Source organism: Tolypothrix campylonemoides VB511288_2 (genome assembly GCF_045999855.1).
Classification (GTDB): domain Bacteria; phylum Cyanobacteriota; class Cyanobacteriia; order Cyanobacteriales; family Nostocaceae; genus Scytonema; species Scytonema bouteillei_A.
The window spans coordinates 158,979-180,924 of the sequence record NZ_JBFPMW010000008.1; the positions used below are offsets into that span (position 1 = coordinate 158,979).

The following is a 21,946-nucleotide window of genomic DNA, read 5'->3' on the forward strand; positions in this document are numbered from 1 at the left end:
TCATATTGTCCCACACTCGGTGCTGCCCTTATGTCAATTTGCCGTAGTCAAGTTTAATTAAACGGTCGGCAAGGTGAAAATAACGATCGTCGTGACTAATGACAAATACTGCCTTCCCTTGATGCTTCGTATCTGGTAAAAGTTGGTGGTAAAAGATGTCTCGGAAAAATTTTTAAGCTTGTGACTCGATAATTGCGGGCAGATTTAGCAGTATATGTGAGTTCTTCCTGAAAAAAAGCTTCTTCGCGATCGCTATATAACTTTAGTTCTTTTATACCTGCTGTAATTGTACGAAAATGCTGAAAGAGTCGTTCGCGGAAGCCACCCATAACTGGATCTGCTTTTTTCTCTCATCATCAGAAACGCCTTTCAACTTGATATCTATAGCTTCACTTCCAAGTAACTGCCATTCACCTCTTTGACATCGGGTTAAAATTGCCGCTACTGCTTCAGATTCCAAGCGAACTCTTTCTTGCGCCTGGTCATCAAAGGGACGATTGAAGCACCATACATCTAAATAAATTGAAAATGTCATCGGTACACTCACTAAGTATTATATTTAATCTGCATGATTTTCTGCACAGTTAAACATCTATCTAGTAAATACGAACTATGGCACAAAAATACCGCATTACCTTACTTCCCGGCGATGGCATTGGACCCGAAATTATTGCAGTGGCGGTAGACGTACTGAAAGTGGTGGGTCAAAAATTCGATATCCAGTTTGAATTTCAAGAAGCACTAATTGGTGGTGCTGCTATTGATGTCACGGGCGAACCCCTACCCAAAGATTCTCTGGAGATTTGCCGTAACAGCGATGCTGTCTTATTAGCAGCGATTGGCGGCTACAAATGGGATTCTCTGCCATCTCATTTACGTCCGGAAGCGGGTTTGTTGGGGCTGCGATCGGGATTGGGTTTATTTGCGAATTTGCGCCCTGCAACAATACTACCTCAGTTGATTGATGCTTCGTCCTTAAAAAAGGAGGTGGTTGAAGGGGTTGATATTTTGGTAGTGCGAGAACTGACTGGTGGAATCTACTTTGGTCAACCAAAAGGAATTTTTACCACCGAAACGGGTGAAAAGCGGGGTGTAAATACAATGGCTTACACCGAATCCGAAATCGATCGCATCGGACGTGTCGCTTTTGAAGCAGCAAGAAAACGCAATCGTAAACTTTGTTCTGTTGATAAGGCAAATGTTTTGGAAGTTTCTCAACTTTGGAGAAGTCACATAACCCAACTGGCTCAAGAATATCCGGATGTAGAGCTAACTCATATGTATGTAGATAATGCAGCCATGCAGTTGTTACGAGCCCCCAAACAGTTCGATACTATTGTTACGGGAAATCTATTTGGCGATATTCTTTCGGATGCAGCTGCTATGCTAACTGGCAGTATTGGGATGTTACCCTCTGCGAGTTTAGGTGCTTCTAGTCCAGGAGTATTTGAACCCGTTCACGGTTCCGCCCCAGATATTGCAGGACAAGATAAAGCAAATCCTTTAGCGCAGGTTTTGAGCGCCGCAATGATGCTCCGTTATGGTTTAAACCAGTCAGCAGCAGCAGATTATGTTGAAAAGGGAGTGTTACAAGTTTTACAGAGAGGTGCTCGCACGGGAGATATAATGTCTCCGGGTATGAATTTATTAGGCTGCCGCGCTATGGGTGATGCTCTGATTCAAGTTCTTGAAGAGGAGTAATCTCGCTTATCAACAACAAGAAAATTTTGGCATACATACCTTTGCCAAAACTTTCGGATAAACTATAAGACAAACCTACAACAAGATTCAGTGAGTGGTGTACGCTTTAAAACAAGGACAAGCTAACTACAGCAATCAAAAAAACCAGCCTGCTTTGATCGATCCAACCGTCATCAGAGCCGCCGGACAAATCTATCACGTTTACTGTGAGGTACATCCCGAAATGAGCGGACAACCTTCAGGAGTAGCAATTAATCGGTACAATCACCGAGGGAAAGTGATTTTTACACACCAACCAGTTCTTCTGCCAGATGAGTGTTTTATTCCTTTGACGCAAATAGAATCATATATGTATTAAATTGGTCATCAGTCATTGGTCATTAACCGCAAGTCAAGAGTATAACTTTTGAACAGAGGACATATGACAAAGGACAAATGACACAATGGACATCTTAATTATTGTCCAGGCGAGTTTCATCGTATTCGCTCTGGGTGCTTCTGTTGGCAGCTTTATCAACGTTGTAGTTTACAGGCTACCTGCCAAGCTGTCTGTACTTTGGCCTCCCTCTCGCTGTCCCCACTGCCTCAACCAGCTCAAGCCCTACGATAATGTTCCAGTACTGGGATGGCTGTGGTTAAAAGGACGCTGTCGTTACTGCAAAAATAAAATTTCTCTCCGTTACCCTCTAGTAGAAGGTGTAACGGGTATTATTTTTTTATTAGTTTTTTGGGTATTTAAATTTTCACCGCTTACCATTGGTTATTGGGGATTTTGCAGTTGGCTGTTAGCGCTATCACTGATTGATTTGGACACTATGACTTTACCCAATCCACTGACAAAATCGGGTTTGGTGTTGGGAATTGCTTTTCAAATGACGCTCGGTTACCTCCCTAGAGCAAGTTGGCAGGAATTGGCAAATCACTTGACGCTCGCAGTTATTGGAGCTGTTCTGGGCTTATGGCTGTTTGATGCGATCGCCCTTGTTGGTTCAATTGCCTTTGGAAAGACTGCTATGGGTGGAGGGGACGCCAAATTAGCAGCCATGATGGGTGCGTGGTTGGGTTGGAAGTATTTACTTGTAGCTAGCTTTCTGGCGTGTGTAGTGGGAGTGTTGGTAGGTGGAGGCGGAATCGTGCTTTCCCAACGCCGATGGGGACAGAGGATGCCTTTTGGACCCTATCTTGCCTTAGGAGCATTCATTACACTATTTGGTGGTGAAATAATTTTGTCTAGTTACTTGCGGTTGTTCTTAGTGAGTGGTTGAAAGGAAATAGGAAGTAATTTATTGTTCTTCCTTGTCCCCCTTGTCTTCCTTGTCCCCTTATCCTCTTCTCTCAACTGTAAATCTCGTCACCCCATCAAGCTTTGAGCTTCTGATAAGATTATATTGTGACTTGGATTACGCTGTTAACAACAAGTTTCCATTGGCAAGCAGAACTTGTGCAAGTGCTGCAAGCAGCTCGTAACATACCAACAAAAATTCTTGATTTGGGGGTGAAGTCTTATTTGGGGGCTGGTACTCCAGCAGCTTTACAGGTAAGTTGACAAGATACGTGGGCTGCCTTGTTGCTGTTAAGTTCCCAAGAAGACGAGCAAAAGACTTGAATTGGATTACGTATTTTCGTTAAGCTGGCAACCAAAGATGCATGCGAAAGGTCTGATTTGCTTACAAGACGAATTTGAAAAAATAGTCATTTGTCATTTGTCAGCGGTTATTTGTCATATTTTTTAACAAAAGCCAAGGGACAAAAGACAAGGGATAATACAAGCTGCTTGACCTATTTTCGACATATTTACTCTCTCATAACATACAAATGGCAAACAACGAAGAATCACGCGGTTTAAAGTCTCTATTGGATTGGTTTGCAAATCGACGGAAGTCAGGGTCTACTACCCCAGAACGTCAAGAACGTGAGATTGCTGATGGTTTGTGGCACAAATGTCCCAGCTGTGGCGTATTAAGTTATACGAAAGATCTCAGGGCGAACCAAATGGTTTGTGTGGAGTGCGGATATCACAATAGAGTGGATTGTGACGAGCGGATTCGTCAGTTAATAGATGCAAACACTTGGGGCTCGATAGACGATCGCTTGCGCCCTACCGATCCTTTGCAATTTCGCGATCGCAAAGCATACGGCGATCGCTTGCGAGAGACTCAAGAAAAACTCGGTTTAGTAGACGCTGTTAAAACAGGATTGGGTCAAATAGACGGTTTACCCATCGCTTTAGGTGTGATGGACTTCCGATTTATGGGTGGAAGCATGGGATCAGTTGTGGGAGAAAAACTGACTCGTTTGATCGAGCAAGCGACACAGCGACGTTATCCCGTAGTCATTATTTGTACCTCTGGTGGGGCTAGGATGCAGGAAGGAATGCTTTCCCTCATGCAAATGGCGAAAATATCCGCCGCCTTACAACGCCATCGGGATGAAAAGCTATTGTATATTCCCGTGTTAACCAATCCCACTACGGGTGGTGTCACAGCGAGTTTTGCCATGTTAGGAGATATTATATTGGCAGAGCCAAAAGCAACAATTGGTTTTGCCGGTCGGCGAGTGATTGAGCAAACTTTACGGGAAAAACTTCCAGAAGAGTTTCAAACAGCAGAAGACTTACTCAAGCACGGTTTTGTAGACGATATCGTACCGCGAACACAGTTAAAGAAGACGTTAGCACAGTTGATTGCCCTGCACCAACCCATCTCGCTGACAACAGCAGTTCAAACACACAATGTTGTAGTTTGGGAAACAAGACCTTTTAGTTCTACAGTGGCTGAATGAGCGAAGGGCTAATGGCTAATGGCTGATGGCTAATGGCTAATGGCTGATGGCTAATAGCTAATGGCTGAATAACCTTGTCTTGTGGGGTGGGCTTCCTCGCCTGCCCTCTCCGATACATTATCATTTGCTGGAATCTTTAACCGACTCACGTTATATCTACACCAAGAAGTCCGTTACTCCTCGCTCTGCCCATGTAAGCCCCTGTCTTCGTCCGTCTATGTTCTTCTCCAATATTTCTAAGGCTTTTAAATCACCTTTTATTTGTTAAAAAGCTTATTCTAAAAGTTTAAAGTGTAGGGAAGTCGATAGAAGTCTGTTTTTACGGGGACTCAATGAACTCCAGAGTAAAAATTCCCTCTGGTTTGTTGACCACTAGTTTCATGATGTCGAGCCACGCTGACCCCATTGCAGTTTCGGGGACATCGCGCCCGACATGGACAGGGATAGTCACCTCAATGCCATCGATGATGACCTTGCCTTTGTAGATGTAGAACCTCCCTTCCCCACGTGCCGTTCGCATCTTTACCTGTCCTAGCACTTCTGACCATTCCAGTGCTTGCAGGTCCTGGGTATTGATGACAAGCCATCCATCGGTGAAACCAGTATCAAACAGGGCTGGAATAACAAACGACGCACCGTTGGCAGGGACAAGCTGAAGCTCGAAGAACAGTTCGCCGTCAGCACCGAATGTCCCTAAACCCATAACCTACCACAGGTTCCGGTATCGTTGATCCGGAAAATCATCCTGATGCTATTTCCGGTGTGAACCTGGCTGATTTTTTGAGTAAGACCACGTAGCGTCGGGTCGAGGAGATAGTCCTCAGTGTCAGGGTCGATAGCAATAAACCAGTTCGGATGGGTTTCTCTTAGCGTGGAGCGAAGACGCTCGAACAGGGGACGACACCGCTCTTCTAAGGCTTGTTGCACCTCACGCTCACGCCGGACTTCCTCCGGATCGACGGGAGACGGCGGTAGGATGCGCGTGCGATTTGGTTCCGATAATTGAGTCATAAGGTTTTTTACATGAATCACATTTGAATTGTTTTCTATTTATCTCTAAAAAACTGGAATACTCCAAACGATAAGTCTTTCACTATTTACCGATGATTTTGATTTGACATACTCCGCGCACTTTTAGGGCGCGGAGTATGTCAAAAGTGCAATTGTAAATGTTGAAGCTTCTAATAAACATCATCACAAATGCGCCGCCTGTAGTCATCTTGAACCATACCATTGTTGGGATTCTTTAAGTAAGAACGCGTCCAGTTACAACCGCGTTTTAATAAATCATCAAGATTTAAATTCCATAAAATTACAGTTTTATCATCACTAGCAGATGCAATTGTTTGCCCATCTGGGCTAAAGCTTACTCCAGTTACCGAAGCTGTATGCCCGGTTAAAGCAGTAATTAAAATACCATCTCGTCTCCATATTTTTACTGTCTTGTCTACACCGACAGAGGCAAGTGTTTGCCCGTCAGGACTGAAACTAACACTATAAACTGCCGCACTATGTCCTCTGAGAGTTGTTACCAAACTGCCATCGCTGGCTCTCCAAAGTTTGATAGTGTTATCATCACTGGCGGTTGCAATTGTTTCTCCATCTGGGCTAAAAGTTACGGTGTATACTTTAGCGTTATGACCTTCAAGAGTAGCGATTAAACTGCCATTTCGCCGCCAAAGTTTTACGGTTCCATCCCAACTTGCAGAAGCAATTATCTGACCATCAGGGCTAAAAGCAACTGCTCGCACTGCTTTGGTATGTCCGGTGATGGTTTTGTAAGATTGGGTTTCAAACTTACCCTGACGGTTTCGCCGCCATAGCTTCACGGTTCCATCGCTACTTCCAGAAGCGATGATTTGTCCGTCTCGGCTGAAGACAACTCCCCGAACCTCATCTTGATGTCCGGTAAGAGTGTCAATTAAGCTACCATCTTTCGCTCTCCAAAGTTTGATGGTTTTGTCAGCACTCGTAGAAGCGATAATTTCTCCATCAGGGCTGAAGGTGACGCCCCGAACTGCATCCTGATGTCCTGTCAAAGTGTGTACTAAGGTGCGATCGCTCGTTTTCCAAACTTTGATAGTTTTGTCATTACTTCCAGAGGCTATGGTTTGTCCGTCCGGGCTGAAGGCAATAGCCCGCACTGCTTGATTGTGACCGGAGAGGGTGTTAATAAAGTTACTACGGGTGCTCCAAAGTTGAACTACGCCATCAGCACTAGCAGTTGCGATCGCCCCATAGGGATGGAAACTGATATCGGTCACTCCCGCAGTGTGACCATTTAAAGTCGCGATCGAGCTACCATCTCGTCTCCAGAGTTTAACACTTCCATCCCAACAGGTAGAAGCAATGATTTGACCGTCCCGGCTGAAGCGCACACTCGTAACTTTCTCTATACATCCTGTAAAGATAGTGTTTGATAGAGTCCCATCCGAATTCCAAAGTTTTAAAGTTTTATCATCTCCCACAGAAGCAAGAGTCCTTCCATCTGGGCTAAATGCAACAGAACGAACTTCGGCATTATGCCCGCTTAAACTGGTAACTAAACTACCATCTATTGCTTTCCAAATTTTGATAGTTTTGTCTTTACTAGCAGAAGCAATTGTTTGTCCATCGGGACTAAAGCTAACGCTTAAAACTTCATCTTGATGCCCTATTAAGGTTTTGTAAGGGCGAGATTGAAACTTCCCTTCACTTGATTTTTTCCAAAGTTTAATAGTTTTGTCAAAGCTTGCAGAGGCAATTGTTTGACCGTCGGGACTAAAACTTACACTTCTCACACCCTTGGTATGTCCGCTCAAAGTTGTGATTAAACTGCCATCACTGACTTGCCAAAGTTTGACAGTTTTATCATCACTAGCAGAGGCAATTGTTTGACCATCCGGGCTGAAACTCACGCTATAAACATCTTCGCCGTGTTCGTCGAGAGTTGCGATCGAGCTACCATCACGCTGCCAAAGATTGATGGTTTTGTCAGCACTTGCAGAAGCCAGTATTTGACCATCCGGGCTGAAACTTACACCCCAAACAGCAGCACTGTGTTTGGTTAAGTGGTTGAGTTCTTTGGTACCGTATAAAATTTGTTGTAATGCTGTTACCACCTCTATCTTGGTATCGGGTTCTGCATTGTCAGATTTTTCCAAAAGTCGCAGTTGCTTAGCAGCTTCTAAACTAGAAGTCAATCCCTCTAATTGTAGGTTAGAGGCAAAAATGGCTCTAGCACTAGCACTCGTGGCTTTGATTTTGGCGTTTGTTTCACTAATATTTGTTCGCCACCAAGCTACCCCAGCTGCACCAGCAAACATTAAAGCAACAACCAAACTACCAGCTAAGCCCAACACAATGCCCCTACGCAAGCGATCGCGTTGTTTGCGTTCTCTGTGCCGCAATCCCAAACTTGCTTCTATAAATGCCCTTTCCGATACCAGCTCGCTCGCACGCTTTTGCATCCATTCTTCCGCGTCTGCGAGCGGCTTTCCCCGCAACAAAGAATCATCATCCCTCCCATTGATATGCCACTGGTACATGGCTGACCGCAATCCCTGTAGCCATGTCTGAAAGTCGCGATCTAACTCAATCCACTGACGCAACCGTTCCCATTCTCGGATTAAAGCTTCGTGAACAATTTCTACAGTTTCTTTACCCGTCGCATCATCTCGTCCTGTAACAACCAAACGGTCTGAGGCAAGACGAATGACTAAATTCCAATTCCCATTTCCCACTTCCTCACGGGTAGCCAAACGTCTGGTTTCCTCCGTACCTTCCCCCAGGCGCACCAACTGCAGAAAAATCCGTCTTGCTTGTTCTTTTTCCGATTCATTCAATCTGGCATATACTTGTTCGGCATAACTAGCAACAGCTGTCTTGACACCACCTATGTCATTATAGGTAGCATGACGAAGCTGAGCGTTACTCTGTTTTGCCCAAAGTTCTTGCAAGGCAAACTCTAATAAAGGTAAATCTCCTACAGAAACACTCACTGCTTCTATGATCCGTTCAGTTAACCCAGACTCCAGTGTCACGCCAAAAAGCCCTGCGGGTTTTTCTACAGTTGCTTGCAGTTCTTCACGGTTCATGGGTCCAAGTTTTAAATCGCGATACTGCAACGCATCAGCAAAAGGGCGATAAGAAAGAGACTGTGCTAAAAAGTCAGCCCGCAGTGTTAGCATTACAGTAAAATTGCTTAGATGTGTTGCTTCTATTAATCTATCTAAAAAAACTTGGCGCTTTTGTGTATCTTGACACAGGGTGTACAATTCCTCAAATTGGTCAGCAACCAACAATAAACGCGTTCCAGAATTTTTCCTCAGTATGGTTTGTAAAACAAAATGTAAAGAATTTTCTTCATGGCGCAAGTAATCAGCGAGTTGAGTGATTTCCTCTAGTTGGTCGGATTGTATTTGAAGTTCTTGTTGAGAGATAAGTGCAGCCGCTAAAGCGTGAAATGGTTTCGCTCCAGGTCTAAAAGAAACAATCCGCCAATGACCTTCTTGCCGCAAATGGGGAATAAGACCGGCAAACACAACAGAAGATTTTCCACTCCCTGAAGATCCTATGACAGCTACTAGGGGTTTCGAGTGTACTGCTTCTACCAAAATCCGGGAAAAACTTTCTCTACCAAAGAAAAATGGTGCATCCTCTTCTCGAAAAGCAAACAAACCACGATAGGGGCATTTATCAGTAGGACGCCGCCCTAAATCTTTCCACCGAGGAGGTACGGTGGCTGGATTTTGAAAAATTGCTGGTAGCCAACTCGCACAAGGAAATTGATATTCCAATCCGTGCAGTCTTAATCGCGCTTCTCTTTCTGCTAAGTATAAAGGTTTTCCACTGGCAAACGCCGGAAGAAAATATGTCACAAATGCTTGAGCAACAACATCTGGCACTGGTTCCCGCATCACAATAATTTGGGGAATGTGTAATTGTTGCAGTTCAAATGCTAGTTCCATACCCTCGCAGGAGTTAAAAATGGCTAGTTGCAAGCCATTATTAACAGCATTTCTTAAGGCGTATCTCAGTTCATCAATAGTTAAACTTTCGGTCTGATTAATACAAATACGACCGCTTTCTCCCTCTACACCACTATGACCGGCAAAAAATAGAATATCCCAGGATTTTTCCCACAGATAATCGTTAATTTCTTGGCGTTTTGGTTCCACAAGGAAGGTTGTTTCTGCATTCAATAAATTTTCCAGTACTTGTCGGTCTTGTTGAATATCAATACCAGTACTGTTACCTAAAATAGCTAGGATTTTAACTTTACCGGGTAATGTAGGCGTTTTTACTGTCGGGCGAAATTCTGCATTAGGTGTGCTAAGCGCAACTTCGGAAAAAGAGTTACCGTCTATTAAATCCCACAAATGCCAAGGTAGTTTCAATAATGACTGACTGGAAGTGCGTATGAGGACGCGCACTTCATTATCGGGTATCAGATATTGCAAGCACTTATCCCGTATGGGACGAAAAGATTCAGACAACAGCCATTGGTTCAAAGATTGCCGCAACTCATTCGCCGATTTGTTGCAATCGTAACGCCATTGCCTTGCTGCTCCCACTGCTTGAACTCGGGAAGACTTACCTGCACTTAAGTAATTTTCTCTCCAATTGTCGATCGCAAGCGCTAGGTTTGGGTTTGCGGGCAAATAGCCGATAACTTCCATCCCCAAGCGATTATTTTCTTCCTCTATAGCGAGCGTTACCCGCACAACTTTTTCTAGATCTCCATCTAGCTTTAGGACAAGTAACTTCCGCATTGCCTGCACCTAACATTCCTTGGGAGTGGTTAGTGGTTAATTGCTACTAACTACTAATCACTAACTCCTAATTACTAACCCTTATTGAGTCTGAACTGCTTTTTTGCGGAATATCCACAGAGTTTGAATCATTTGAGCTAAAGATAGCCCTCTTTGTTCCTGCACAAAAAGTAGCGGGACAAGTGCTACCAGTCTAAATAAGGCAGAGACGGCAAATAAGCCGGGAATACCGCCGAAAAAGCTACTTTCTGCAATAAAGCCACCTATAGTGGTACCCAACGCACCACTAGCACCCCCAATAGCAGCTGCGATCGCAAAGTAGACAGATTGTTGTTTGACTGGTGCAACACTTAACTGCATATTATTGTTACACAAGTCAACGGCTGCAGAAGTTCCTCCAAGTAAGATATGGATGAGTGGTAACCACACCCAGATATTCAAAAAATTAGCTTCCACTCCCAGCCATAGCAGTGGAGCGATCGCAACTAAAATCCCTACCGATATTAATATGATGCGATTGCCAACCTTATCGGATAGCTTTCCCCATAAAATTAGCATTAGCAAATTGGCTCCAGCCTGAATGCTGCTGTAAAGCGTTACCAAGCTAACATCTAATTTTAAAGTGCTCAACATATAGAGGTTAAAATAGGGAGCACTCAGGTTAAAAGCTAACATCCAGAAACTAAAATAGAAAAGAAACATTAAAAAGTTATTATTATTAATAATGCTTTGTGCCAAGTTCTCACTAGGCAATTTTTCAACACTTTCTAACTGAGTTTCAATAACATTTTTGTAATGAGTTGATTTGACAGAGGTTGCATTTTGCAGCACTGGATTCATATCTACTTGAAAATGCTGACATCCAATACTGACAACTCCGGCAAAAATTCCTAGAAAGACGAGCATTCCATAACCTTGCAGCGTTCCTCCAGGCCATTTTGATACGACTAAACCCGCTAAAGGAAGGCAAAGCAAATTAGTGAGACTCGCGGCGCTAGTTCGCAATCCAAAATACCTTCCCCGCAATTGTCGGGGAACGATGGTTGCTATCCAACTCAACCAAGACGCACTTCCGAGTCCTCCTAAAAGATTGGTTAACAAGACGATGACCATCGTCATAACAACCAACTGCTGAGAATTAATCCATCCCAAGGTATAAAAGATAATACCAATGATGAGAAACATCCAAAGGAGCCGAGCAATACCATGAGTCAATAAAGAATACCGAAAGCGGCTCGTTGTGCGTTCTGAAAGGTAAGCACCTACGGGTTGGATGAGATTCACCACCATTGGAATGGAACATATCATTCCAAAAATAATTGGGCTTGCTCCTAGTTCCACCAAAAAGTTACTTAATAAAATACCTGTGGTGGTTATGGCGAACACCGCCGCAAATACAGAATCCATAGTAGAGGCTTTGAGGCTGGTGCGAATAGCATCCTTTTTTATCGCTGTAGGATTCGGTGCTGGGGTTGCAGCTAGTTCTGAAATCGCAATTTGAGGAATTTTTGGAGCTAAAGAAGCAGCCGTCTCTGATGACATGGATTCCATACCTATCTCCACAGATGGATCGGTTGATGGTTGTAAAAGGAAATTGTAACTTTTCGTTATTTTAGCTTGCATTTTTTAACAACAGATATTGGAGATTGGGAACTGAAGATTAAGTAGGATGGGAATACACCCAATCGGGATTGGACAAGGGAGAGGCACTAGATAAGGGAGAAAATTCTACCTTGTCCTCCTTGTCCCCTCTGTCCCTCTATTCCCTCTAACCCCCAATCCCAAAATAAAGATGAAAATAAGTATTTGGAAATTTTTAGGGGTTTTGATGGCGATCGCCCTTTCGATAATTGGGTGCGATCGCTTACCGAGTCTTTCTCCGAATCCTACCCCAGTTACTATCAAACTCAGCGGTTGGATAGCGAGTCCAGCCGAACAAAAACTTTTGAAACAAGTCCTGCATGAATTCGAGGTAAAGCATCCAAATATCAAAGTAAAACATGAGGTTATTAATGACCAATATATGGATGTGATAAAAACTCGTTTGGTTGGGGAAGCAGCGCCCGATGTCTTTTATTTAGATGCTTTTGAAGCGCCTTTCTTAATGAGTCAGAACGTTTTGGAACCGCTAGATGCATATATTACCTCCGAATTTGACTTGGCGGATTTTGAGGAACCGCTCTTAAAAAGTTTTCAGTATGAAAATTACATATACGGTCTTCCTAAAGATTATTCAACACTTGCTCTGTTTTATAACAAAAAAGCTTTTGCTACAGCAGGCTTAGATCGCCCCCCAAATACTTGGGATGAGCTCCGCACCTATTCTCAAAAGCTCTCTTTTGACCCTAACCAGGATAGCAGAATTGACCAATATGGCTTCGGTGAAATTCCTGAATTAGCACGTCAAGCTTACAAAATTAAAGCTTTTGGAGGACAAGTTGTAGACCGTAATGGCTATGCAACCTTTGCCACTCAGGAAGCTTTGCAAGGGTTGCAGTTAGCAGTAGACCAATATCAAAAAGACCGTTCTTCCGCACAGAAGTCTGATGTGGGAACGAACTCTGGTGGTGAAATGTTCGGACAGGGCAAGGTTGCAATGATTGTTGAAGGAAGTTGGACAATTCCATATTTGATAGAAACTTTTCCCAATTTAGAGTTTGCTACCGCAGAAGTACCGAGTATTAACAATCAAAAGAGCACAATGATTTTCACTGTTGCTTATGTTATGAACAAGCAGTCAGAGCATAAAGCTGAAGCTTGGGCATTAATTTCTTATCTTACAGGTAAAGAAGGAATGGCAAAGTGGACGCAAACAGGTTTTGCCCTACCATCGCGTAAATCTATTACTCGGGAACAGGGATATGACAAAGACCCGTTCCGGTCTGCACTGTTAGCAGGTGTAGACTACGGGATGCCATGGCAATTGGGTAAATACCCGGCACCAGTTATGAACAATTTTGACAATCAGTTTGTCAGTGCTTTACTCGGACAGCAACCCCTCAAGCAAGCTATGAAGAGAGGACAGGAAGCAGCAAATCAATTAGTTAAGGCGATTGCAATGGATTGAAGAAGGCAGAGGGCAGATGGCAGAGGGCAGAAGGTATACAATATGGTGGGGGACTTAAACACAAGTGCTCCCTTTCGCCCTTGAGAAGTATGAGGGCATATACATAGCTGCCATCTGCTTTGTTATGACGCCAATTTTAACATTGACCTACTTATTTTGAACTGCGTACATGAGAAAGCTTGAAGAAGGCAGCCTTGCAGGAGGCAGAGGTCAGACGAAACAGAGAGTATTACTTGTTACCTTTAATACTTATTCCTTCCTTCTGCCCTCTGCCTTTCCCAGATGAAATGGGGATTGGGAATTGAGTTTTTCCCAACCCCTAAGGCGTGTTTTGAAAGACTCCTTTCCTCCCTTTACACTCTAAAATTTCATTTATCTTGTAGGGTGGGCATTGTCTGGCAAAAGCTTAATAATGATTTAAATTTTCTCTGCCAAACTGAACTTTTAAAACTATCAAAACAGAATGGGAGAGCGAGAACCTTTCTCAAGATTATTTGAATGTTCATTGATATTTCATAAGATGTAGGTCGTTTATCCTCAAGACAGACTTTGTTTCATTCACAAGATTTACTTCACAAACGTCTACGTTATTCAAATTCATTCACTAGGCATATATACTTGTATGCATTTCCTTAACTTATAATTTTGAAATAAAATTATTGTAGTTCTGTAAACCTAGAACTGCTTGCGAGCCGAACACACTTTATATGTAAAAATCAGCAAAAAATAAAAATTGTATGATGCAGGAGCAACTTGAAGATATAGAAATTCAATTGCTATTGGAAGGTATATATCGTTACTATGGATTTGATTTTAGAAACTATGCTTTAGCTTCAATCAAGCGTCGAATTTGGGGAACAATACAATCAGAAGGATTAACTAGTATCTCTGGATTGCAAGAAAAAGTTCTTCACAATCCCGAATGCATGGAAAAATTATTATTTAATCTTTCCGTTAACGTGACGAGTATGTTTCGCGATACTAGCTTTTTTCTTTCATTAAGGAGAAAGGTCATACCCTTATTACGAACATATCCTTTTATTCGTATTTGGCACGCTGGATGTTCAACTGGTGAAGAAGTCTATTCTATGGCAATTTTGCTTGAGGAAGAAGGGCTTTATCACCGTTGTCGGTTGTATGCAACTGATATTAACGAAATCGTTTTAAAACAAGCAATATCTGGCATATTTCCACTTGAACTTATGCAAAACTACACTCAAAACTATTTACAGGCAGGAGGAAAAAAATCATTTTCAGAATATTACACTGCCGCATACGAGCGTGCTATATTTTCATCTTATCTCAAAGAAAATATAATTTTTTCACAACATAACTTAGTCACAGATAATTCTTTTAATGAATTTCATATGATTTTATGTAGAAATGTATTAATATATTTCAATCAAACTTTACAGAATAGAGTTCACCATCTTTTTTACGAAAGCCTTCATAGATACGGTATTCTGGGTTTGGGACGCCAAGAAACGCTGAAGTTTACTCCACATGACAAAGACTATGAAGTGTTAGATGGGGATGACAAAATTTATCGGAGAATTAGTTAGTTGTTAGTAGGAGTGCGAGACACTGCACTCTTACACTCATGAGTGGTTAGGATAATGGAATATACCCAAGTTACTTTGTATTGGCAGGCTTTGCGATCGCTTATAGGTGTTGAGTCATGATTTTCTCAAAAATTTGTAATAAATTACCAGTAATTAATCACCAACAAATCACAAATAATGACTTTTAAACTTATTGTTATTGGAGCATCTTTAGGGGGAGTCAATGCCTTGGAAGTTTTACTAGCTCGATTCCCGAAAAATTTTTCTGTTCCGATCGCTATTGTTCAACATCGTCACAAAGATTATCATGATGATAAATTAAGAGTTGCGTTACAGCAGTACAGTCCCTTAGCGATCGTAGAACCTCAAGATAAAGAAGAGATCTTACCGGGCTGCGTGTATTTAGCTCCTGCTGATTATCATCTACAGGTAGAAGGTAGAGATAAGGCAATATCTAACCCCTATTTTTCATTGTCTGTTGATGCTCCCGTGACCTATGCAAGACCATCGATTGATGTCCTCTTTGAAACGGCAGCAGATGCTTACGCCGATAAAGTCATTGGCGTACTCTTGACAGGAGCCAATCATGATGGTAAACAAGGACTGGCAAGAATTAGAGCGCGAGGTGGCAAAACAGTAGTGGAAGAACCATCTACTGCCGCTTGTGCAACAATGCCCAAAGCTGCTATAGAGGCTGGAGTTGTAGATAAAATTCTGTGTTTAGCAGATATTGCCCCTTTCTTAATCAAAATTTGTCATATTTAACATAATTATTATTTTATTCTTTGTATAGATAAAGTTATAAACAAAAGTCATTCATAAGAATTGCTCAATTTATAACTTAAGATAGTGTGAATAAACGAACGACAGGCGTCACAGTCAATAGAAAGACTTTGAAAAGCCTTATTTTATTTCTTAAAGCGTACTGATTGCGATGTCATTAGAACCAAAAGTTAATGTTCTGCTGGTGGATGACCATCCAGAAAATTTGCTAGCCCTGGAAGCAATTTTAGATAGCTTAGGGCAAAATCTGATCAGAGCTACATCAGGTGCAGAAGCACTGCGACACCTTCTCAATCAGGATTTTGCCGTCATCTTATTGGATGTGCAAATGCCAGATATGGACGGGTTCGAGGCAGCAGCGCTTATTCGACAGAGAGAACGTTCCCGATATACCCCAATTATCTTTCTCACAGCGTATAGCACCAGCGACACCATGGTGTACAGGGGTTACTCTGTTGGTGCGGTGGACTATTTGTTTAAACCTATAGAGCCAGATATTTTAAAGTACAAGGTATCGGCTTTTGTGGACTTGTTTCAGAAAAGCAATGAGGTGAAGCGACAAGCGGCACAACTGGCACTTATGAATGCTGAACTGAGAAAGCGTGAAGAAATGTTCCGTTCATTAAGTGTTTGTTCACCTGTAGGTATTTTCCTAACGGATACACTCGGTAAATGCACTTATACCAATCCGCGCTATCAAGCTATTTACGGTATGACATCTGAGGAGAGTTTGGGCGAGGGTTGGACGCTAGCAATTCATCCTGAGGACAGACAACAAGTTATTGCTGATTGGTATGCTGTATCAAGTAAAGGACAGGAATACAAAGGAGAATTTCGCATTCTCGTCTCAGGGGTCGAGCGTTGGGTAGTTATGTCTTCATCTCCAATGCTTTCGGACGAAAAACAGGTCATCGGCTATGTCGGTACGGTAGAAGATATTACAGAGCGAAAAAAAGCAGCAGAAGAACACATAAAGCTCATTCGCGAACAAACAGCAAGACAAGAGGCGGAAACAGCAAATCGCCTGAAAGATGAATTTTTGGCAACCCTTTCCCACGAGCTTCGCACGCCACTGACTTCAATACTTGGTTGGGCGAGATTATTGCGCCAGAGAAAATTAGATGAAAAAGCTATAGTTCGAGCTTTGGAAACAATTGAACGCAATGCAGGTTTGCAAGCGCAACTCATTGATGACATTTTAGACGTTTCGCGAATTATACGCGGGAAGTTGCAATTAAATCTTGCACGAGTAAACGTAGCATCTGTAGTATCAGCAGTTATAGATAGTGTTCATTTAGAAGCCGAAGCTAAAAAGATTCAACTAGAGTATATGGTTGAATCTACTCATTCAGAAGCAGGAGAAACATGGGGCAAAGACGACAAGAGGAAAGATCCGGTACAACTTGCTGTATCATTGCGTCTCGCCCTCGCCACGTCTTATTACGTCTTGGGCGATCCCAATCGCTTGCAGCAAATTGTTTGGAATTTAATGAATAATGCACTGAAATTTACACCAGAAGGTGGAAAAATTCAGGTTCGCTTGTCTATGGAAGAAGAGTCGGGGGACAGGGAAGTGGAGATTGGCAATCGTTCACGATCCTTAGTTCCCAACACCCAATCGCCAACTTATATTCAAATTACAATTAGTGACACCGGAAATGGTATCAGCCCGGAGTTTTTACCCTACGTTTTCGATCGCTTCCGCCAAGCAGATGGCAGTATCACCAGAAATCAAGGCGGATTGGGGCTGGGGCTGGCAATTGTACGTTATTTAGTGGAAATGCACGGAGGAAGCGTTCGTGCAGAAAGTCCGGGAGTAGGACAGGGAGCGACTTTTACTGTAAGGTTACCCCTTTTACAAGGAAAAGACACCTTAAAAAAGGAAATGGGGGGAGACAGACAACAAAACCAGTCTTCCCATGCTCCCTCTGTTTCCAAGGTAGAATCTAAAATCCCCTCTAGCGATCTTACTTTCCACACCTTCACTGGCTTACAGGTGCTTGTTGTTGATAATGATACTGATACACGAGAGTATATTACTAAAGTCTTGCAACAGCATGGTGCTAACGTTACAGCTGTTGCATCGGTTCGTCAAGCGCTCTCAACGATTGAGAAATCACCACCGGATGTATTAGTGAGTGATATTGGAATGCCAGAGGAAGATGGTTACACTCTGATTCGCAAGTTAAGAAACTTGGAACCAGAGATAGGAGGACAAATACCAGCTATTGCACTCACAGCATATGTTAGAGAACAAGACTGCGATCGCGCGTTGGAATTTGGTTTTCAAGAGTACGTCACCAAACCAGTAGAAGCAACTCACTTGATTAATTCAGTCACAAAGCTCATCCAACATAGTAAGAGCTGATTGGGCATTAGGTATCTACTAACCACTCACAAGATCTGGAAAAACTTCTTGCACTGCAGGATGAACTAAGCGATGGTTCTGCACGTTCAAACCTTTTGCTAATGCAGGGTTTTTTGCTAGTGCTTCTATTCCTAAATTAGCTAGCTGCAATACATAAGGTAGAGTGCTGTTATTTAGGGCTTGTGTTGATGTCCAAGGTACAGCCCCTGGCATATTAGGAACGCCATAGTGTACCACTCCTTCTTCGAGATACACTGGGTTACTATGGGATGTGGCATGTAGTGTCTCAATGCAACCGCCTTGGTCAACAGCAACGTCTACAATGACCGAACCAGGACGCATCTGTTGGACTAAAGTCCGTGGTACGAGTATGGGTGCTCTACGTCCCGGTACTAAAACTGCACCAATGAGTAAGTCAGCATCTTTAACTGCACTTTCAATATGCGCGGAGTTACTGTATAACAGTTCGATTCTAGAACCAAACAATGTTTCTAAATAAGAAAGACGTTCGACATTAACATCAATAATCTGAACAGCAGCCCCCATACCTACAGCTATCTTAGCGGCTTCTGTTCCTACCACTCCGCCACCTAAAATCACAACTTTGCCCGGTTTAACTCCAGGTACACCTCCTAGCAAAACTCCTCGACCACCTTGTTGGCGCTCTAAGAATCTCGCTCCAAATTGTACGGCTAATCGACCGGCAATAACGCTCATGGGTGTGAGCAGGGGTAGCTTGTTGCTGCCTGACTGTTCTACTGTTTCATAGGCGATCGCACTCACGCCACAATCTATCAAATGTTCGGTTAACTTTCTATCTGCAGCTAGGTGCAGATAAGTGAATAAAATTTGTTCTTTATGTAAGAATTTATACTCACCTACAAGTGGCTCTTTGACTTTAACAACTAACTCCCGATTCCAGGCTGCATCTGGCGTGGAGACAATTGCTGCGCCTGCGTTCTGGTAATCCTCATCTGTAAAGCCTGCACCGACACCTGCGCCTTGCTCTACAAAAATGTTATGACCGTTTTCCTTCAAGACTCGAACACTAGAAGGACTTAACCCGACTCGAAACTCTTGGTCTTTCGTTTCTCTAGGAATGCCAATTTCCATTGACTGCCTCTTATGACTTTTTTAGATTGTGTCAGTCTCATTCTTGGTCTTTTGAATCAATAACTACAATTTGACCCGAACTTACCCTGATATCACCTAATGTACTTCAAACTTTTGTTATTGACGATCCCCAAGCAAGTTCTACAATAAGATAAGAATCGTAAAGAAATATGAATGCGGACAAGGGTTTGGGAAATTTGATAGCTTTTAACAATCCCCAATCCCTAACACCTAATTCTTGTATAATATATCACTTGCCAAAAAGAGGGTTTGAAATGATGACACAACCACAACCAAGCGTTACCCCCAAACTAGAAGAACCTAAGTTTGGATTTAATGAATATGCCGAGCGTTTGAATGGTCGAGCAGCGATGATTGGCTTTGTCCTGATGGTAGTGATTGAGTATGTGACCAATCAAGGGGTATTATCCTGGCTTGGTTTGAGGTGATCGCTTACCAGTTAATGTTAACCGAATTCTGAAAAGTTAAGGATTTGTACGGTATGCATAACTGGGAATAAGGTTTTAATAGAAGTGAGTAACCAGCTGAGCGATCGGCTGGTTTTGGCTTAATCAAGGTCAACACCTCTCAATACCCCATTTCTTTATACCGCTCTCAATCTTTATGGATGCTTTCGTCTGCTTTACGAAACTATAATGAAGAAGAGGCTCTCAATAAGAGCGCCTTTCTTAATTGAGATATTCTTAGTATATTTACAGAAAAAATTAACCCCGAATAAACTAAGCTGTGATGAATGTTATATTTCCCCGATTTGTGAAATCAGCCTACCGTAGAGAACCAATTATCAGTGTCTTGATTACGATGGGAATCTTAGATGCTGTGATTGGGGGATTTAATGATAGTTGGTCGTTGTTTGTTATTGGCTTGGGAACAGCAGGCGCAACGCTTGCTTATAGATTGTGGCGCGTTCAGCAACGTCCCCCCTTACCTGAAGAACCTGTCGTACAGCACTACTTACCCGATCGCTCCTCAAGTTCTGCCCTACCCATGCTAACAGTGTCTAAGAAAAAACCGCCGTATTAATCAATTTGTATGTGAATTTGGGGAGTTTTTGCTGGTTCTAAGCACTATGCTCCTCTGCTTTAACCTAACAAGGTATACTTAAAAACACAGTAAAAATTATATTGTGTAAAGTATATGCTTGTATCGAGAAAAAATAAATTCGCCAAAAAAAACCTTGGCTCGAAGCTCTCGGATGAATGCACTCCCTTGTTGAGAGAGAAAGCTTCTCAATACAAATGGTTAACCAATCTAAAATCAAAAATTTTCTCTAAAAACAATTTTATAACGCTGCTGGGTGTGGCAAGTGCGACTGCTACTGCTTTGCTATGTCCAATTTCTTCTACCGTTCTTGCCGAAACTCAAAGCATATCTCAAACTCAAGCAATACCAGTTCCGGAACCATCAACTAACTTTACCAATGCACGACTGCTATACAGCTTTAGAGACAATTTAGGAACAATTAAATCTCTTGCCTTTACTCCCAACAGTCAAATTTTGATTAGTGGAGGAGCGGAAAATGAGGGAATTATCCGCATGTGGAACACATTAACTGGTAAAACAGTTGCCAAGATTGACAGGGCACACAAAACATCTGTGGAATCTATACTGATTTCACCAGACGGTCAAACCTTAGCAAGTTGTGGCTCTGACAGTACTATTAACCTTTGGAACTTAGGCAATAATCGATTTACTCGTTCTTTTGTAGGGCATACCAGCAATGTGCTATCCCTAGCAGTGACTCCAGATAGTAAAATCCTTGCGAGTGGTGCTTTAGACGGCATTCGCTTGTGGGATTTATTACAACAGCGTCCGCTTGCAACTTTGGTTCGCTTTGACAATTTTATTTATTCACTAGCAATTAGCCCTGATGGGCAAACACTGATCAGTGGTGACAGAAGAGGCATAATTAAATTCTGGGATTTAAACTCTGGAAGATTAATTCGTACAATTTCAAGTGCTCATTTAAACACTATCACCAAAATAGTCTTTACCCCAGATGGAAGTAATTTTATCAGTGCCAGTCGCGATCGCACAATCAAAATTTGGGATACTAGCACAGGCTCGCTCGTTCGGACTCTAATAGGGCATAATAATTGGGTCAATGCAATTACCATCAGCCCCAACGGGCAAATCCTGGCAAGTGCAGGTAGAGATGGAATTAAGCTGTGGAATTTAACAACAGGTGAGTTATTAAATACACTTTACGGACATAACGATTGGGTGAGCAGCATTGCTTTTAGTCCAAATGGAACAATGCTTGCGAGTGGGGGGTTTGACAGGAGAGTTAATATTTGGCTGGCGCAATAGAACCTCATTTATCGGATAGACTTTAAACTTTCCGTTTTTTGTACTCACAAATAAGTAAAAATATTTATCCTCCGTAGTCTCAAGACCCACGGTTTTCACGCTCCCACACCCTTTTAGATGAAAACTCTTCATGAAATCAAGCAAGAAACAAGCGTACCGATTGTCATTACAGATAGTCAAGGGTTTATTACTTACGTCAACGATCGCTTTACCTCAGTTTTTGGCTGGAACTTGGCTGAAATCTACGGTCAAACTATAACTATCATCATTCCCGATGGATTCCATGCTCCACACCATATGGGATTTTCTCGGTTTCTCAGTACAGAACAATCTACGATTCTCAATCACCCACTCAATCTGGTTGGGATCACTAAAGACGGTCAAGAGATTGAGACCGAGCATCTGATTGTGGCAGAAAAAGAACAGGGGGAATGGGTATTTATGGCGATGTTGCGACCTTTAAACCGTCATTGAGTCTCGTGATAAT

The 21,946-nt window shown here is 42.5% G+C and carries 20 protein-coding genes; 13 read left to right on the top strand and 7 right to left on the bottom strand.

The window, feature by feature from the left end:
• Positions 1-95: 95 nt before the first annotated feature.
• Positions 96-329 (bottom strand): hypothetical protein, encoded by a 234-nt coding sequence (locus AB0756_RS23595; RefSeq protein WP_137986101.1) that lies wholly within the window; start codon positions 327-329, stop codon positions 96-98.
• Complete coding sequence (locus AB0756_RS23600; protein WP_202048652.1) at positions 272-535, bottom strand: hypothetical protein; 264 nt, start codon at positions 533-535, stop codon at positions 272-274. The genes AB0756_RS23595 and AB0756_RS23600 overlap by 58 nt, the downstream gene beginning before the upstream one ends.
• Before the next feature lie 77 nt (positions 536-612).
• Here AB0756_RS23600 and leuB point away from each other — a divergent pair, with 77 nt between their 5' ends.
• The 5 genes from leuB (at position 613) to accD (ending at position 4,482) form a co-directional block, all read left to right on the top strand.
• A complete protein-coding gene (gene leuB / locus AB0756_RS23605) occupies positions 613-1,701 on the top strand; it encodes a 3-isopropylmalate dehydrogenase (RefSeq protein WP_038089874.1) in 1,089 nt (362 codons plus the stop codon).
• 97 nt (positions 1,702-1,798) lie between these two features.
• Positions 1,799-2,059 carry a hypothetical protein gene (locus AB0756_RS23610; RefSeq protein ID WP_038090006.1) on the top strand — a complete coding sequence of 87 codons (261 nt, stop codon included), beginning with the start codon at positions 1,799-1,801 and terminating at the stop codon, positions 2,057-2,059.
• 85 nt (positions 2,060-2,144) lie between these two features.
• Complete coding sequence (locus AB0756_RS23615; protein ID WP_038089871.1) at positions 2,145-2,966, top strand: prepilin peptidase; 822 nt, start codon at positions 2,145-2,147, stop codon at positions 2,964-2,966.
• 125 nt (positions 2,967-3,091) lie between these two features.
• The gene (locus tag AB0756_RS23620) at positions 3,092-3,247 is read left to right on the top strand and encodes a hypothetical protein (protein ID WP_167844748.1); all 156 of its coding nucleotides are present in this window, start codon (positions 3,092-3,094) and stop codon (positions 3,245-3,247) included.
• 269 nt (positions 3,248-3,516) lie between these two features.
• Positions 3,517-4,482 (top strand): acetyl-CoA carboxylase, carboxyltransferase subunit beta, encoded by a 966-nt coding sequence (gene accD / locus AB0756_RS23625; protein WP_038089868.1) that lies wholly within the window; start codon positions 3,517-3,519, stop codon positions 4,480-4,482.
• A 319-nt stretch (positions 4,483-4,801) separates the two neighbouring features.
• Here the strand turns inward: accD and AB0756_RS23630 are convergent, their stop codons facing one another.
• The 4 genes from AB0756_RS23630 to AB0756_RS23645 form a co-directional block, all read right to left on the bottom strand.
• The gene (locus AB0756_RS23630) at positions 4,802-5,185 is read right to left on the bottom strand and encodes an aspartyl protease (RefSeq protein WP_038089865.1); all 384 of its coding nucleotides are present in this window, start codon (positions 5,183-5,185) and stop codon (positions 4,802-4,804) included.
• Positions 5,176-5,493, bottom strand: a complete 318-nt coding sequence (locus AB0756_RS23635; RefSeq protein ID WP_038089863.1) for a hypothetical protein — start codon at positions 5,491-5,493, stop codon at positions 5,176-5,178. The genes AB0756_RS23630 and AB0756_RS23635 overlap by 10 nt, the downstream gene beginning before the upstream one ends.
• A gap of 170 nt (positions 5,494-5,663) precedes the next feature.
• Complete coding sequence (locus AB0756_RS23640; RefSeq protein ID WP_038089860.1) at positions 5,664-10,235, bottom strand: nSTAND1 domain-containing NTPase; 4,572 nt, start codon at positions 10,233-10,235, stop codon at positions 5,664-5,666.
• Positions 10,236-10,316: 81 nt separating this feature from the next.
• Positions 10,317-11,786 (bottom strand): MFS transporter, encoded by a 1,470-nt coding sequence (locus AB0756_RS23645; RefSeq protein WP_038090004.1) that lies wholly within the window; start codon positions 11,784-11,786, stop codon positions 10,317-10,319.
• A 241-nt stretch (positions 11,787-12,027) separates the two neighbouring features.
• On the opposite strand from AB0756_RS23645, the gene AB0756_RS23650 reads away from it, so the two are divergent.
• From AB0756_RS23650 to AB0756_RS23665, 4 genes are all read left to right on the top strand, one after another.
• Entirely contained in the window at positions 12,028-13,302 is a 1,275-nt protein-coding gene (locus AB0756_RS23650) for an ABC transporter substrate-binding protein (protein WP_038089857.1), read from the top strand.
• Between the two features lie 737 nt (positions 13,303-14,039).
• A complete protein-coding gene (locus AB0756_RS23655; RefSeq protein ID WP_038089854.1) occupies positions 14,040-14,864 on the top strand; it encodes a CheR family methyltransferase in 825 nt (274 codons plus the stop codon).
• 177 nt (positions 14,865-15,041) lie between these two features.
• Positions 15,042-15,629: a chemotaxis protein CheB gene (locus AB0756_RS23660; RefSeq protein WP_038089851.1), complete on the top strand. Its 588-nt coding sequence runs from the start codon at positions 15,042-15,044 to the stop codon at positions 15,627-15,629.
• Positions 15,630-15,798: 169 nt separating this feature from the next.
• Complete coding sequence (locus AB0756_RS23665) at positions 15,799-18,015, top strand: hybrid sensor histidine kinase/response regulator (RefSeq protein ID WP_038089848.1); 2,217 nt, start codon at positions 15,799-15,801, stop codon at positions 18,013-18,015.
• A gap of 18 nt (positions 18,016-18,033) precedes the next feature.
• Here AB0756_RS23665 and ald read toward each other — a convergent pair whose 3' ends face one another.
• The gene (gene ald, locus AB0756_RS23670) at positions 18,034-19,128 is read right to left on the bottom strand and encodes an alanine dehydrogenase (protein WP_038089845.1); all 1,095 of its coding nucleotides are present in this window, start codon (positions 19,126-19,128) and stop codon (positions 18,034-18,036) included.
• 278 nt (positions 19,129-19,406) lie between these two features.
• Between ald and AB0756_RS23675 the strand changes: the two genes are divergently transcribed.
• The 4 genes from AB0756_RS23675 to AB0756_RS23690 all read left to right on the top strand — a co-directional run bounded on the left by AB0756_RS23675 (position 19,407) and on the right by AB0756_RS23690 (position 21,933).
• Entirely contained in the window at positions 19,407-19,577 is a 171-nt protein-coding gene (locus AB0756_RS23675; protein WP_026134662.1) for a chlorophyll a/b-binding protein, read from the top strand.
• Positions 19,578-19,878: 301 nt separating this feature from the next.
• Positions 19,879-20,172: a hypothetical protein gene (locus AB0756_RS23680; RefSeq protein WP_038089842.1), complete on the top strand. Its 294-nt coding sequence runs from the start codon at positions 19,879-19,881 to the stop codon at positions 20,170-20,172.
• Between the two features lie 114 nt (positions 20,173-20,286).
• A complete protein-coding gene (locus AB0756_RS23685) occupies positions 20,287-21,459 on the top strand; it encodes a WD40 repeat domain-containing protein (protein WP_038089839.1) in 1,173 nt (390 codons plus the stop codon).
• Between the two features lie 117 nt (positions 21,460-21,576).
• Positions 21,577-21,933 (top strand): PAS domain-containing protein, encoded by a 357-nt coding sequence (locus tag AB0756_RS23690; protein WP_038089836.1) that lies wholly within the window; start codon positions 21,577-21,579, stop codon positions 21,931-21,933.
• Positions 21,934-21,946 lie beyond the last annotated feature (13 nt).